Annotated in this window: 14 protein-coding genes; 2 read left to right on the top strand and 12 right to left on the bottom strand. The window is 39.1% G+C overall.

Annotation, left to right across the window (positions count from 1 at the left end; translation table 11 throughout):
- Nucleotides 1-59: 59 nt before the first annotated feature.
- The 5 genes from argF to argC all read right to left on the bottom strand — a co-directional run bounded on the left by argF (nucleotide 60) and on the right by argC (nucleotide 5,394).
- The gene (argF, locus tag NSS81_RS17360) at nucleotides 60-1,037 is read right to left on the bottom strand and encodes an ornithine carbamoyltransferase (RefSeq protein WP_342429926.1); all 978 of its coding nucleotides are present in this window, start codon (nucleotides 1,035-1,037) and stop codon (nucleotides 60-62) included.
- Nucleotides 1,038-1,068: 31 nt separating this feature from the next.
- Nucleotides 1,069-2,256 carry an acetylornithine transaminase gene (locus tag NSS81_RS17355; protein ID WP_342429925.1) on the bottom strand — a complete coding sequence of 396 codons (1,188 nt, stop codon included), beginning with the start codon at nucleotides 2,254-2,256 and terminating at the stop codon, nucleotides 1,069-1,071.
- Nucleotides 2,256-3,053: an acetylglutamate kinase gene (gene argB, locus NSS81_RS17350; RefSeq protein WP_342429924.1), complete on the bottom strand. Its 798-nt coding sequence runs from the start codon at nucleotides 3,051-3,053 to the stop codon at nucleotides 2,256-2,258. Before argB ends, NSS81_RS17355 begins: the two co-directional genes overlap by 1 nt.
- Before the next feature lie 11 nt (nucleotides 3,054-3,064).
- Nucleotides 3,065-4,291, bottom strand: a complete 1,227-nt coding sequence (gene argJ, locus NSS81_RS17345) for a bifunctional ornithine acetyltransferase/N-acetylglutamate synthase (RefSeq protein WP_342429923.1) — start codon at nucleotides 4,289-4,291, stop codon at nucleotides 3,065-3,067.
- 65 nt (nucleotides 4,292-4,356) lie between these two features.
- On the bottom strand, nucleotides 4,357-5,394 hold the full coding sequence (gene argC / locus NSS81_RS17340) for an N-acetyl-gamma-glutamyl-phosphate reductase (RefSeq protein WP_342429922.1): 1,038 nt from the start codon (nucleotides 5,392-5,394) through the stop codon (nucleotides 4,357-4,359).
- Nucleotides 5,395-5,689: 295 nt separating this feature from the next.
- Here argC and NSS81_RS17335 point away from each other — a divergent pair, with 295 nt between their 5' ends.
- The gene (locus tag NSS81_RS17335) at nucleotides 5,690-6,277 is read left to right on the top strand and encodes a YdcF family protein (RefSeq protein ID WP_342429921.1); all 588 of its coding nucleotides are present in this window, start codon (nucleotides 5,690-5,692) and stop codon (nucleotides 6,275-6,277) included.
- Nucleotides 6,278-6,686: 409 nt separating this feature from the next.
- Here the strand turns inward: NSS81_RS17335 and NSS81_RS17330 are convergent, their stop codons facing one another.
- The 4 genes from NSS81_RS17330 to NSS81_RS17315 all read right to left on the bottom strand — a co-directional run bounded on the left by NSS81_RS17330 (nucleotide 6,687) and on the right by NSS81_RS17315 (nucleotide 11,099).
- Nucleotides 6,687-7,451 (bottom strand): MerR family transcriptional regulator, encoded by a 765-nt coding sequence (locus tag NSS81_RS17330; protein WP_342429920.1) that lies wholly within the window; start codon nucleotides 7,449-7,451, stop codon nucleotides 6,687-6,689.
- A 137-nt stretch (nucleotides 7,452-7,588) separates the two neighbouring features.
- Nucleotides 7,589-9,202, bottom strand: coding sequence for an acyl-CoA dehydrogenase family protein (locus NSS81_RS17325; RefSeq protein ID WP_342429919.1), 1,614 nt, complete (start codon nucleotides 9,200-9,202; stop codon nucleotides 7,589-7,591).
- A gap of 163 nt (nucleotides 9,203-9,365) precedes the next feature.
- Nucleotides 9,366-9,965, bottom strand: coding sequence for a response regulator transcription factor (locus tag NSS81_RS17320; protein WP_342429918.1), 600 nt, complete (start codon nucleotides 9,963-9,965; stop codon nucleotides 9,366-9,368).
- Nucleotides 9,966-11,099 (bottom strand): sensor histidine kinase, encoded by a 1,134-nt coding sequence (locus NSS81_RS17315; RefSeq protein ID WP_342429917.1) that lies wholly within the window; start codon nucleotides 11,097-11,099, stop codon nucleotides 9,966-9,968.
- A 150-nt stretch (nucleotides 11,100-11,249) separates the two neighbouring features.
- Here NSS81_RS17315 and NSS81_RS17310 point away from each other — a divergent pair, with 150 nt between their 5' ends.
- Nucleotides 11,250-12,293, top strand: coding sequence for a GIY-YIG nuclease family protein (locus NSS81_RS17310; protein WP_342429916.1), 1,044 nt, complete (start codon nucleotides 11,250-11,252; stop codon nucleotides 12,291-12,293).
- A 31-nt stretch (nucleotides 12,294-12,324) separates the two neighbouring features.
- On the opposite strand, the gene NSS81_RS17305 is transcribed toward NSS81_RS17310, so the two are convergent.
- From NSS81_RS17305 to NSS81_RS17295, 3 genes are all read right to left on the bottom strand, one after another.
- Nucleotides 12,325-12,930, bottom strand: coding sequence for an SAM-dependent methyltransferase (locus NSS81_RS17305; RefSeq protein WP_342429915.1), 606 nt, complete (start codon nucleotides 12,928-12,930; stop codon nucleotides 12,325-12,327).
- A 96-nt stretch (nucleotides 12,931-13,026) separates the two neighbouring features.
- Nucleotides 13,027-13,782 (bottom strand): TPM domain-containing protein, encoded by a 756-nt coding sequence (locus NSS81_RS17300; RefSeq protein WP_342429914.1) that lies wholly within the window; start codon nucleotides 13,780-13,782, stop codon nucleotides 13,027-13,029.
- Nucleotides 13,782-14,357, bottom strand: coding sequence for a LemA family protein (locus NSS81_RS17295; protein WP_342434061.1), 576 nt, complete (start codon nucleotides 14,355-14,357; stop codon nucleotides 13,782-13,784). The genes NSS81_RS17300 and NSS81_RS17295 overlap by 1 nt, the downstream gene beginning before the upstream one ends.
- Between the last annotated feature and the right edge of the window lie 127 nt (nucleotides 14,358-14,484).

The following is a 14,484-nucleotide window of genomic DNA, read 5'->3' as shown; positions in this document are numbered from 1 at the left end:
ATGTGTATTATTATTCAACCAATAGAATTATTATACAACACTTTGCATAAAAATTGCTACTATTCTAGTAAAAGTTTTAATATTGCTTTTTGTGCATGAAGGCGATTCTCCGCTTCGTCAAACACAACAGAATGAGGACCATCAATAATTTCAGCTGTTACCTCTTCACCGCGATGTGCTGGTAAACAATGCAAAAAGATATAATCCTTTTTTGCATGCTGACAAAGTTCTGCATTTACTTGAAATCCTTGGAATGCCTTTAGTCGAATCGCAGCTTCCTCTTCTAGACCCATACTGGTCCATACATCTGTAACGACAACATCTGCGTCTTTGATTGCTTCAACGGGATCATTCGTAATCAAAACACTACTTCCCATTTGTTCCCCTGCTTTGATTACCGCTTCTGTAATTTTCCCATTTGGCAGATACCCTGCCGGGCTGGCAATACTGATATCCATTCCAACTTTAGCTGCGCCTTCCATTAATGAATGGGCCACATTATTGTTTCCATCACCTAAATAACAGAGCTTTAAACCAGAAAACTTCCCTTTATGTTCAAAAATGGTTAATAGATCTGCCATTGCCTGACATGGATGATGCAAATCTGTTAATCCATTGATAATTGGAATGGTTGCATTTTCCGCCAATTCTTTTACTGTGTTATGTGAAAATGTTCGAATCATTATACAATCTATATACCGAGACAAAACTTTGGCCGTATCCGAAACGCTCTCGCCTCTCCCGAGCTGCATGTCTCTCGGACTCAAGAAAATCGCATGGCCGCCCAACTGAAGCATTCCCACCTCGAATGACACCCTTGTACGGGTAGAGGATTTTTCAAAAATCATCCCTAAAACCTTGCCATTTAAATAGCGATGCTGTTTCCCTTGCTTTTGCAGAGCTTTAAGTTCCTTCGCTTCTTCAAGAAGGTAAAGGATTTCGTCTGTTTGATATTCTGTCAGACTTAGAAAATTCTTCCCCTTAAACTGTGGTTTTTTAAAAAAACTTGTCGCGTTCAAATTATACGCATTTGACATGTACAACACCTCTTTCTTCAAATTTTTTCCTCTAAATGCTTTGGAAAGTCTTTTCCAGCTTTGTAACAAATTCATTTATCTCTTCCTTCGAAACAGTTAACGGAGGTAAAATTCGGACAACATTCGGTCCCGCTGTAAGTAGAAGAAGCTGGTGTTCTATTGCCTTTTGAACAATTCCAAGTGCGTTTGTGTCGACAACCATTCCGATAAGCAAGCCTTTTCCTCTGATTTCCTTTATGAAAGAGTACTTTTCCTTAAGTACTTTTAATTGTTTTTCCAAGTATTCCGATGTTTCATTCACTTTAGTTAACAACTTGCTTTCTACTATATGTGAGATCGTGGCTAGCCCGGCAGCTGTCGCTAGTGGATTTCCGCCAAAGGTACTGCCATGGGTACCAGGTTCAAAACCTTTTGCCGCTTCTTCTTTTGCAATGATTGCGCCAATGGGGAACCCTGAGCCCAGACCCTTTGCAACGCTAATCACATCTGGAGTTATACCGTATTGTTCGTATGCGAAAAGCGTACCTGTCCTGCCGACGCCTGTTTGAATTTCATCAATCATGAGGAGGATTTCTTTCTCTTCACAAATCTTTGCCAACTTCTTTACCCAATCTGCTTTAGCAGGAATGACACCGCCCTCACCCTGAATCAATTCAAGCAGAACGGCTGCTGGCTTGAGCTTATCAAGCTGTTCAAGTGCCTTTTCATCATTAAAAGGAAGATAGCGGAATCCGGGTACTAAAGGAAAAAAGCCCTGCTGAATCTTTTCTTGACCTGTTGCCGATAATGTCGCTAACGTTCTTCCATGAAAAGACTGCTGAAAGGTGACTACTTGAAAAGAATCCGTTCCCTTTACCTTCTGAGAATATCTCCTCGCAAGCTTGATGGCCGCCTCATTTGCTTCAGCACCACTGTTGCAAAAAAACACTTGATCACCAAAGCTATTCGCTGTAAGAAGCGCAGCAAGTTTTTCTTGGTTTGGGATGTTGTATAGGTTTGAACAATGCCATAAGCTTTGCAGTTGTTCCTCAAGCTTTGCTTTAACAACATCTGGAACATGGCCAAGGTTACAGGTGGCAATACCCGAAGTAAAATCTAAAAATTGTGTTCCCTGGTCATCCCAGACATAACTCCCTTTTCCTTTTACAAGGGTGACAGGGAATCGACCGTAGGTTGCCATTACTGGTGAAATGGAGGAAACCGACGAATTTTGTGCCATTATGCAATCTCCTCCTCTAAGACAATTTTTGTTCCTATATTTTTGCCATCTACATAATCTACCAAGCTATGTTTCTCAAAACCGTCGATAATTCCAACGACAGGAATTTTATGAGTCAAACCATCAATGGCTGCATTTACCTTTGGAATCATTCCACCGTAAATGGTTTGATTATTTATTAGTTCTTCTGCAGTTGCCTTTGATACTTTATCTAGCTTAATCTTCTTACCATTTTTCTCAATTAATATTCCTGGAATGTCACTAATGAAACAGAGATTTGCTCCTAATGACTTGGCAATGGCACTTGCTGCAATATCGCCATTGATATTGTATCTTTGTCCGTCAGCACCAATTCCGATAGGAGAGATGACGGGAATATATCCTTGATTGACAATTCCCTCGATCACATCGTTATTCACTTCAACCACTTCTCCTACAAAGCCAAGTATTTCAGCAGCAGGTGTAGGCCTTGCCTTTAACAAACTGCCATCCACACCACTAATACCGTATGCATTGCCCTCTGCTTCAATGATGTTCCGGACCACCTGTTTGTTAACCGAACCGCTTAAGACCATTTCAACGATATCTAAAACTTCGGTGTTCGTTACTCTTAATCCATTTATAAATTCTGTTTCTATATTTAAGTTGGTTAGTAAACCTGTAATTAAAGGTCCACCCCCATGAACGATAATCGGCATCCATTTGCCAGATTGTTGGATTGAGATGACATCCTGATAAAATGACCTTGGGAGATTTTCTAACACACTTCCGCCACACTTAATGACTAGATAATTCATCTTCATCCCCCTTACGTGCGGTAAGATGCGTTGATTTTTACATAATCATAAGTTAAGTCGCATCCCCAGGCCGTTGCACTATTTTCACCTTGGTTTAACTCCACCAGGATTTTAACTGTATCAAGCTCCAAATACTCTTTTACATCCTCTTCCACAATTGGACATGGCAAGCCATTTTCGAATACCTTATAGGGTCCAATGGCAACCTTTATTGCATTCGGTTCTACTGCTACTCCACTGTATCCAATCGCCCCAACAATACGCCCCCAATTCGGGTCTGTGCCGTAAATCGCGGTTTTTACAAGATTAGAAGAAATAATTGCTTTTCCTACAGCTCTTGCAGCGTTTAGGCTATATGCACCGTTGACTTGAACTTCTATTAGTTTTGTGGCTCCTTCACCATCCTTTGCGATTTTCTTGGCAAGTTCCTCACTGACTGTTTTTAAGCCTTGTTTGAAAATATCCCAATCTGGATGGTTCTTTGTAAGCTGGTCATTACCTGCTAAGCCGTTGGCCATAACCAACACCATGTCATTCGTACTTGTATCGCCATCAACGGTAATCATATTAAAAGTTTGATTGGTAATTTCTTTAAGCGCCGTAAGTAAATCCTCGTGTGCGATATTGGCATCTGTGGTTACAAAGGCTAGCATGGTTGCCATATTAGGATGGATCATTCCAGAACCCTTAGAGGCTCCTCCAATGCTTACGGTTTTTCCATCGATTTTCAATTGTACTGCTAGATGCTTTACGCAAGTATCAGTGGTTAAAATAGATTGCAAAAAATTCGTCTCAGAAACATTTTGCGGCTGCAGTATTTGGTTAATCCCCTTTTTGATTTTTTCCATCGGCAGCGTTTCACCAATTACTCCAGTAGATGTAACTGCAACAAAATGTTCCTTAATCCCCAACTCACTTGCAAATTCTTTTTGCATCTCATAGGCATCGAGTAACCCTTGCTCACCGGTACAAGCATTAGCGTTACCTGAATTCACGAGTATTGCTTGGATTTTATTTTCTTTTGCAATGCTTTCTTGAGTGACTAAAAGTGGAGCTGCTTGAAAAATATTTGTCGTGTATACGCCAGCAACCGTTGCTGGAACATCTGAAACAATATAACCCAAATCCAGCCTTTTTCGTTTTAAACCACAATGCATGCCACCTGCCTTAAACCCCTTTGGCAAAGTGACACTTTCTTCTTCAAGTACAGCGATTTGATTATTTGATATTGCTGGCAACAAAATAAATCCCCCTTTTCAGTTCAATATTCTCGTTTAAAAGCTAGTTAACTAGCAATTTATTATTATGGATAAATTGGTATGCTATCAAGACCTGTCCTGACATCCCATCCATTCATCAAATTAACATTTTGAATTGCTTGACCGGCAGCCCCTTTTACTAAATTATCAATAACAGAGATAATCGTTAGCCGATTCGTTCTTTGATCAACATGTAAACCGATATCACAAAAATTACTGCCGCTTACCTCTTTTGTAGAAGGCAGGTTTCCTGTTGGTCTAATTCGTACAAATGGATGATTTTCATAAAACTTGCTGTATAAATCATTTACTTCTTTTGAAGTCAAATTCTCTGTTAAATTCACATAAATCGAGCACATGATTCCTCGTGTCATTGGTACCAAATGCGTTGTGAACGAGATGGTAATCGGCGAATCGCTCTCATCAGTAAGAACCTGTTCGATTTCAGGAATATGCTGATGTGCCCCTAGTTTATAGGCTTTAAGATTTTCATTTATTTCAGCGTAATGTGAAGTTAAGGAAAGACCTCTGCCTGCTCCTGAAACGCCTGATTTTGCATCTATTATGATTGACTTATTATCTATTAATTTACCTTTTACAACTGGCAAGAGCCCGAGTAATGAGGCTGTTGGATAACAGCCAGGATTAGCAATAAGTTTAGATGACTTAATTTCTTCTGGATAAATTTCGCTTAATCCATAGGTTGCCTGGCTTAAATATTCTTCTTTCGCAGCGGGGTGCTTATACCAATTTTCATATTCAGCTTGTGACCTTAGCCTAAAGTCTCCTGAAAGGTCAATACATTTTACTCCTTTATCGACTAGCTGCGGAACTAATTTATTACTGACACCTGAGGGTGTCGCTAAAAAGACGACATCATTGTTAGCAGATAAGAAATCTGCATCAAAACTTTCAAGTTGTTGATCGTAACTACCAGTTAAGTGCGGATACGATTCACTAAACCTATTTCCTGCCTGGGAGTTGGATACAACGGACCCAACCTCTAAATAAGGGTGCATGTTAATCAACCTCATTAGCTCAATCGATCCATAACCTGTTCCACCAATAATTGCAGCTTTCAATTTATTCAACTCCTAAGTTGCTTACATAATGCATTATTATACATACACACAAATAATTATTCAACTAAAAAAGTGCTAAATTTTCAGTTTTTATTGAAATTCACCGCCTTTATTTTTGGAAACGCTTACATTTCCTCTTAGAAGATTATACAATTTTTATGCAACGGTGCCTGTCACCACAGAAAGACATTTCTGCCTTTGTGTACGTCTCCAGTGGACAGTGTTGTGTTTTATGGTAGGATAATCTTAGTGCTATTGAACACTCTTATACTATTATATGATTGGATTTGAGGTTATGAGTTTACGTAAAAAGTTGCTGGTTGTTGCGGGTGTATTCTTTATTATTTTGCTTATATACTTTGCCTTTCTACATATGAAAATAAGAGAGCAGATTAATAGTGGGGTTCCTAAAAGTACTGAATTCATCATCATCTTAGGTGCTCGCGTTAAAGGGACTGAACCATCCTTGTCTCTTCAATACCGGATTGATGCAGCAGCTGATTACTTGAAGCTTAACCCTAATACGGTTGCGATTGCATCGGGTGGAAAAGGTCCAGGTGAGGACATTAGTGAGGCTGAAGCAATTCAGATTGGGCTAATTGCTCATGGAATCGATGAGGCAAGAATCATACTCGAAGATAAATCGACTTCTACGGTTGAGAATATCAAATTCTCACAAAAGATGATCCCAGACAATCTTAATAAAGGTTTGCTTGTAACGAATGATTTTCACATCTATCGAGCCAAATTAATTGCCAAAGACCATGGTTTAAAGGTTGAAGGTCTTCCTGCAAAAACCCCGACAATTGCCATCCCGAAATCCTATCTTCGGGAATACTTAGCGATAACAAAATATTATTTAATTAAGCCCCGAGAAAGCTAATCTGGGAAACGTCCAAAAAACCGACTAGAGCTATTCTTAAAGAGTTCCGTTTTCGGGTGCTTTCTTATTAAAAGACACAAGAATTGACGTATGAATTGGCATACGTCTTTTTCTTTATTTAATAAGGTTTCTACAAAATTCCATTAACTTTGACATAACAATTGGTCTGATAAATAGACGGAGAAATTTCGCTTAGTTAGTAATTATTATTAAAAAAGGCTTGAATAGACGGAGAGATTCCGCCTAATGACTCAAAAAATAGGAAAATGGGGGCTTTTGCTTTGCATAATCGGAAAATCTCCCCTTATATCCCTCAATCTGAGCTCGATTCTGCATCTAACCGGAAAATCTCCGCTTATTTTACTTTCAATAGGTTACTATTTAGGACATTGTTTGGGTGAGTTCATTACTATTTTTTCATGCCTGTATAAATATGAATGGCATCTCTTAAAAATGCTGCTGTACCTGGCTGCTCTTTGTCATAATAGGCCGTAAATCTTTCATCATCGACATACATTTGAGCAAGCCCTGCGTGTGCCTCCTTACTATATTCACTCCAATAAAAAGTCAGCCACTGCTTATGCAAATCTGCTGCTTTTTGAGCAATGTCACTTGCAGGGTCGCCTGTTTTAAAAGCCTCTGCCAAGGTATTGTGCAGCTCTTCCGCAAGGGTCGTAACCTCTTCATGTTGTTGCTCTGTCATATTCATGACCTTTGCATTAGACTTCTCAACCGTTTCCTTACCATATTTTTCACGAACTTCTTTCCCGTATTTCTTCTCATTGTCATCAATCATTTTCTTCTTGAAGCCTTCAAACTTTTCTTTATTTGACATGTTCCTCTTCCCTTCTGTCAAGGCTATTGTTTTATCAACATTAGAAATTAATAGCTCTAATTGTTCTTTTTTTTCGAGGAGTTTTTCACGATGCTCCCGCAGGGCTTTTACACCGTCAAAGGATGGTGCGGTCACAATCTCCTTGATGCTTTCCAAGCTAACCCCTAATTCTCTGTAAAATAAGATTTGCTGCAGACGATCCACTTCCGCTTGACCATATATCCGATATCCAGACGAATTAATTCTTGCTGGCTTAAGAATTCCAATTTCATCATAATATCGTAGTGTTCTGGTGCTAACACCTGCGAGACTACCTAGCTTCTGGACTGTATATTCCACACGTTCACCTCCTCATAGCATTACGATACACCTTTACGCAACGTTAATGTCAATCACTAGTTTGCCTATTTTTGATAAAAAAATTAAAGCCTGACCTCCAGTGTTTGATTTACACCAGAAGTCAGGCTCAATAATCTTTATCTTATTTCCGTCAAAGCAACCTGTTGATAGGCTTTAAAGAAAGAATCGCAAAATGCATCCCATTCAACTGCCGCTTCCATCGAAGCCTCGTTTACTTCACCTAGTACCGGTCTTTGTAGTAAATCTTCGAGCTGCTCGGAGAATTGCTTCATACTTGCCTGCGAAGCACCCTCTAAAACACTGCCGACAAATTCAGAAGGAGTATACCATTCGGATACTCTTTGAAGATCACGGTAAATTTGTGTTAATAATAGATTACGGGGTCCTTCCCACTGTTCATTGACAACGACATCACGGAAAATCCGCGGCAATGATGAAAACTCTTCCATTACCCCATGCCCGGCAAAAACAGAAATTGCTTCCCTTAACACTTCCGCTCCCTCGTTTGTCGCACAAATCTTTTGTAATAATACAAGTTCTCGCAGATTAAATAACTGTTTTCTAACTTCCAACGGATGCTCTGAATTTAGCCCAGGGTTAAGCGGCTTCTCCAGGCGTAAGAACAGGTCATAAATTTTGAAGGCACCTGCTGTCGTCCGCTGTGCTGCATTTTCAATTCTTTTTAGCTTACTAGCTGCCAGAGGATAGTCTTTTACTTTTTTTCCAAAGGCTGTTCGGAAGTCACCGTAAAGGGCAGCCTCCCTTGATGCCCGCAGCATAAACCCTGCACAGGCAATACCGATTTCAAGGCGTGAAAGTGTGAGGACAATTCCAACGGCAACGGCAATTCCCTTATCTTTCGGCCCGATTGGATATGCTAGTGCCCCATGATAAAGAATTTCTGCTGTAGGTAATTCAGCGGTGCCTAGCTTCCATTTAATCCGATTGATTTGGTAGCCATTTCGGATTTCCTTTTCTTTATCACCTGGGAGCCAGGCAGGAACAATAAAGGTTGATACTTTGTCAGAACCTGAAATTTTTGCTGTAACAACTGAATAATCAGCATGTGCAGCTGAACAGAAGAATTTATTACCGTATAAACGGTAGTTCTTCCCATCCGGAACAGCCTCAAGCACATTCTTAGGCAGATCAGAGCCGCCTTGTATTTCAGACATAAACTGGGCGCCAATGGCAAACTCTCCATTTAGCCCTTCTTTTGTATGTAGTAGAATCTCATGAAGTTGAGGATACTCTGGATTCGGAAATTCATCCAATAAGGCAATTAATCCATGGGTACATGTTAAAGGACAGGTTACACCGCCTTCACCAATCTGATGAGTTAACATTCGTTTAACAAAGCTTTCCCAAGGTGGCATTTTACTAGAAAAGAGCCCTTCACCAAATACTTCTTTCTCTAACTGATGTACTTCCATGGGGCGAACAATCCGGTCAATTCGGTGATTAAAGGCATCATAATGGAGCATGTATGGACGGACCTCTGGCCTGGCGATTCGTTCAGCAAGTTGATTCCATTTGGATGAGACAACAGGTGAAAAGGCTAAAATTCTTTCATGAGTCTTTTCGTACTCAGCACCGGTAAATTTCTTTACTGCCTTTTGTAGGAAAGGTTCATCACGATACCAATCCAGCCCCTCCCGTTTCAAAACAAACTCATTAAAACTATACGAATTTTCCCCGCGTTTTCCAGTCACCTGAGATGCTACATTCATCAAGCCCTCACTCCTCCCAATTACTAATAATCACAATTTTCAGTATAATTATACCATCATTCCCCCAAAAAAAATAGAAACAGGAAAATACATCCTATTTCTAATTTCGGAGTGTCCGCCTGAGGTGGACAGTGTCCACGAGTGGTGACAGGCACCATTATTGTTATTTGAACCAGCCCTTTTCTTTCGATTGGGTGATGGCTTCGATTCGGTTTTTGACGTCTAGTTTGTCTAGGATGGCTGAGATGTAGTTGCGGACGGTTCCTGTTTTGATACTTAGTTGTTCTGCGATTTCTTGTGTGTTTTTTCCATCTGCAACTAGCTCTAATACTTCTTTTTCTCTCTCGGTGAGTGGATTTTCTTCCCCATAGACATCATCCATAAGCTCTGGTGCGTAAACTCGTTTTCCTTCCATAACACTGCGTATTGAGCTCGCAAGCTCTTCACTTGGACTGTCCTTTAACAAATAGCCTCTAACCCCTGCTTTTAATGCGCGTTGAAAATAACCCGTACGGGCAAAGGTGGTTAATATAATTACTTTACAGTCTAAGCCCTTTATTTCTTCAGCTGCCTCTAGCCCGCTCTTCCCGGGCATTTCAATATCCATCATACAAACATCTGGTTGATATTTCCGGACCAATTCTACCGCTTCCGCTCCATTCGAAGCCTTTCCGACCACTTCCATATCCTCTTCTAAGTTTAATAGTGAACCAAAGGCACCCAATAACATTTGTTGATCTTCAGCAATGACGATTTTAATCATTCATTCTCTCTCCTTATCACTAGGCTTAACATCATTTGGAACTCGGATGATTAAGGTCGTACCCTCATTTGTTACAAGCTCCAGGTTTCCGTTTATAAACTCAAGCCGTTCTTTCATTCCTAATAAACCGTGTCCCTTTGCTAAACTCTCGTCCTTGCCTTTGAAAACACCATTATCCTTAATGGTCAACACCGTCTCCTTCCAAGATTGACTGATGGAAACAGAACAGGTTGTAGCACCACTATGTTTGACGATATTCGTTACCGCTTCCTTCAAGCACATGCTAAGGATATTTTCTATCAGTAAGGAAACATCCTTTAGTGTAAAATCTGGCTCATTATCGAAGGTTATTTGCGCAGCTTTGAGCATTTTTTTAACCTGTACCAATTCATCCTTCAAGCGTATCCCACGCATAGACGAAACCATTTTTCTAACTTCACTCAACGCAGTTCTTGCTGTCTGTTGAACATCCTTTAACTCACTGCGTGCCTGATCTGGGTCTTTTGTAATTAATTTCCGAGCTAAATCACTTTTCAAACCAATAAGTGATAGTTTTTGTCCCAATGTATCGTGAAGATCACGGGCAATCCGCTGCCGCTCCTCCAGTTTAATCAACTCTGATATTCGCTTATTTGCATCCTCTAGTTTTTCTTCAAGTTGTCCCATCTCTTTTTTATTTCGAATATTGAATGGAAGTAGAATGACACCAATCCATGTAATTACAACAAATGGCAATTGTTTTAAGAATAATTCATCCTGCTGCACAATACTAAAATTTATCGATGCAGAGGTGCTAATCAAATGGATAAAATAAAGGGTTAAAAAGGTCACACGTTCTTTGATATTACCGATAAAATAAGCTAGGAAAAAAGCAAAATAAACGTAGCTGAAAAGGCTTGTTGATGTAATGGAGATTCCAATTAGAATGAAGGTCCATAGGTAAACAGGCCATCCTTTGACACTCAAGGCAATTCGGAAGAATATCAGAAATAAGACCGTAAGAATTACTCCAACGAATATTTTAATCGGTGAAGATGATTGGAAAATAAAATAAAATGGCAGGATACAAAGGATCGTCCAAATATAAGGAGAAATACCATTATTTTTTTGAAAGTTCATATACCGTTTAAACATATTTTAACCTCATTTTTTCCCTAGAAATTGATAATCTCTCTGAATTTTACCACAATTACTCAGATATGATAAAATTAATTGAAGTCTAGTAAAGGGGGGATTTTTATTTCTTTAAAAATTAAAGTTAAAGACCTTCCAACATCCCCTGGAGTGTATCTTATGAAAGATGCAAATGGCAGCATCATTTATGTAGGGAAAGCGAAGAATCTTAAAAACAGAGTGCGAACTTACTTTCAAAACTCAATAGCTCACTCGCAAAAGATAAATAAATTGAAAGCAAACATAAAGGATTTTGAATACCTTCTGACAGATACAGAATTTGAAGCCTTTATACTTGAATGTAAACTCATTAAAGAGTTAAAGCCTTTCTATAATAAAAGGATGAAGAGCCCTTTAGCCTATACCTATCTCGTGATACATATGGATGATCATCCTCGTAAGATTGAAATAACCAATCACCCTAAAGAGAAGGATGGCAATCTCTATTTCGGCCCCTATACAAGCAAGCATACGGTAGAAAAAGCGATTTTCGGCATAAAAGAAGCCTATAAAATACTCTGTAGCAACCCATCGAAAAAAAGTACAGCTTGTTTAAACCATTCTCTGGGGCTATGTATCGGGATGTGCTTGGGTGGAGCGGCACTTAACCAGTATAATCAAATTATTGATAAAATTATTGAATTACTTACTGGCAGGGATACAAGTATACTTGAAGAAATGGAGCAAAGGATGATTGCTTATGCCGATAAATTCGATTATGAAGCAGCTTCAAAGTATCGAGATTCTATTGACTCCATAAACTTTCTATTAAATAAAGAAAAAATCATTGAATTCACCGAAGAAAATAAAAATATCGTGGTCATTGAGAGCTTGCCAGACTCGACTTGGAAACTCTTCCTAATAAAGGGGAAAACCATCCTATTTAGTCAAATATTCAAAATGGATGAGAAACCCATGGAACAGCTAAGCAAAAACATTTGCCTTCATTTTAATATTGCAGAACCGTCTAGACTCAATGAAGTGGGAAGAGATGAAATCGATGAGGCACAAATCATTTATAGTTATTTAAAAAATAGCCAAATTCACTATTTAGAGATTCTAGAAAACTGGCTTCAAGCTGGAGGAGAAATATCCTTAAACAAAGAACTGAATAAATTTCTATCCACCGCAAGCAAAAGCCCTTGGTTACATTGATAAAACCAAGGGCTTTTATCGTTCTATTTTTTTAAACCAATCGATAAATTAAAAATCGTTCATTTGGATTTTGTTCGTAAAGACCAGGTAGGCTGATTTCCTTATACAATTCAAAAGACGTATTGTTTTCTAAAAAATAAATATAATCCTCTGATGGATAATATAGCACCAAATCAATTTCTCTGGGTGACTTCTCGACCGATAGCAGGATATTATTTATTACCTTCCAAAATATCGGTACGGTAAAGGGGTTAAAAAAATAAAATCGATTATCCTGCAGGCCGATTTGATACTTTTCTGCCAAGCAACAGTGGAAATGAATTTTATCCTTGTGACTTTTAAACTTTTTCAAATAACTCGTTTGATTCTCAACTGCTTCTTGATAGTAAGTCTCATTCATTTCTACCCCTGCGACCGTTGAATGAAAAAAATAATTGATATAGAAATTTAATCTTCCTTTACCACATCCAAAATCAACGACATGGTCGCTGCTTGTTAACTCATACTGAGTAAATAATGTTTCAAGTGCACTATAGGGTGTTGGTTCATATCTGTGATAATGAAAGGAGCTGCTAAATCCCCTTTGATTTCCACCTGTTTTTATGTTCAACAAAGCATCATAATAATCTTCCTTCATTGTTTTACCTCTATTCAAACAATATCTTTAACTATAGCATTAAACGTAAAAAGCTGCCCTATTACGAGGTCAGCTTACTTGATACTACTATCTTTATTACCAGCCACGCCCTGCGCCACCACCACCAGAGGAACCGCCGCCGCCTTGGGAACCTCCCCCTCCGCCTCTGCCACCACCTCTGGATAGGAAGAAAAGAAGCATATGTGTTAAGGTTCCGCCAAAAAATTTTATATCAAGAAATACGACAACAACAACTAAAAGAATTAGCAGCCAACTAGGAATGCCTAACCCTCCATCAACTGGAGCAGGTTGGCCTTCATCCACAATTCCCTGTAATCCTTCTTGACCATATTCGGCTAGAACTTCATTTGCGAGTACATTATAGGTTTCAACTATCGCTTTGTTCGGCTGTTGTTGCTGCAGATAGGGAATAGCATGTTCATCAAGAATCCTACCCGCTTTTCCATCTGGGATTCTCCCCTCTAGCCCATAACCCACTTCTATCCTCACTTTACGATCATTAATGGAAACAACTAGCAATACCCCATTGTCTTCGGTCTCTCTGCCAATTCCGTATTGTCGAAATGCTTCGTTAGCAAATTCCTCAATCGACCGTTCTCCTATTGTGTCGACGGTCATGACGGCAATTTGTGCTGTTGTTTGATTTTCAATGGTTCTGCCTATATTTCTTAATTCCACTTTTTCCTGGTCATTTAATACATTGGCAAAATCCTGTACATATATATCGCCCATTGGCTTGGGCATTTGGATGTCCTCAGCGAATGCTCTTCCTACAAAAAGAAACAGGGTAACTATCACCAATAAAAAGCTGAAGACCCTATTCCCATTCATTAATCATTGCCTCCAAAATCAACCTCTGGTGCTTCTGCGGCTTTAGGATCTGCATTAAAGTATTCTTTTTCATCAAAACCAGTTATTCCAGCTATTAATGCACCTGGAAATCTTTTTACCTTTTTGTTATAAATCGCTACTTGATCATTGTAATCTTTTCGGGCCACTGAGATTCTATTTTCGGTTCCTGACAGTTCATCCATTAATTGCGTAAACTGTCGATCGGCTTTAAGATTTGGATAATTTTCTACTACCACAAGCAATCTGCTTAAAGCACCTGATAATTCTGCGTTAGCATTTGCTTCTTCCTCCACCGTATTTGCGCCTGCTAACCGGGCACGGGCATCTGAAATCGATGTAATCACTTCTTCTTCATGGGATGCATAACCCTTTACTGTATTTACAAGGTTTGGGATTAGATCCAACCTTCGTTGAAGTTGATTTTCAATTTGAGCATAAGACTGATCAACATTCTCCTCTAAGCTGACAAAGTTGTTATAGCTGGACATTAACATCGCTCCGAAAATAACAAGCACCGCGACAATAATTCCTATTACTAAGTATCCTTTTTTCACTGCCATCACACTCCTCTCACATATTATGTTGCTTAGTAAATAATTTTCCTCATTTAGCAAAAGTTAAACATAAATGAAACACAATGATTCATTTCTCACTATTCGTTGCGCAGTTGTCAGTTTAGTT

This window comes from Neobacillus sp. FSL H8-0543, from assembly GCF_038592905.1.
Taxonomy (GTDB): Bacteria; Bacillota; Bacilli; order Bacillales; family Cytobacillaceae; genus Neobacillus.
The sequence above is the reverse complement of the archived record's forward strand: the minus strand, read 5'-3'. Positions and strand labels throughout refer to the sequence as shown.

What these genes read in the sequence shown, in the direction of transcription:
- argF (WP_342429926.1), bottom strand. Translation starts at nt 1,037, where the DNA reads ATGTCAAATGCGTATAATTTGAACGCGACAAGTTTTTTTAAAAAACCA.
- NSS81_RS17355 (WP_342429925.1), bottom strand. Translation starts at nt 2,256, where the DNA reads ATGGCACAAAATTCGTCGGTTTCCTCCATTTCACCAGTAATGGCAACC.
- argB (WP_342429924.1), bottom strand. Translation starts at nt 3,053, where the DNA reads ATGAATTATCTAGTCATTAAGTGTGGCGGAAGTGTGTTAGAAAATCTC.
- NSS81_RS17335 (WP_342429921.1), top strand. Translation starts at nt 5,690, where the DNA reads ATGAGTTTACGTAAAAAGTTGCTGGTTGTTGCGGGTGTATTCTTTATT.
- NSS81_RS17325 (WP_342429919.1), bottom strand. Translation starts at nt 9,202, where the DNA reads ATGAATGTAGCATCTCAGGTGACTGGAAAACGCGGGGAAAATTCGTAT.
- NSS81_RS17320 (WP_342429918.1), bottom strand. Translation starts at nt 9,965, where the DNA reads ATGATTAAAATCGTCATTGCTGAAGATCAACAAATGTTATTGGGTGCC.
- NSS81_RS17315 (WP_342429917.1), bottom strand. Translation starts at nt 11,099, where the DNA reads ATGTTTAAACGGTATATGAACTTTCAAAAAAATAATGGTATTTCTCCT.
- NSS81_RS17305 (WP_342429915.1), bottom strand. Translation starts at nt 12,930, where the DNA reads ATGAAGGAAGATTATTATGATGCTTTGTTGAACATAAAAACAGGTGGA.
- NSS81_RS17300 (WP_342429914.1), bottom strand. Translation starts at nt 13,782, where the DNA reads ATGAATGGGAATAGGGTCTTCAGCTTTTTATTGGTGATAGTTACCCTG.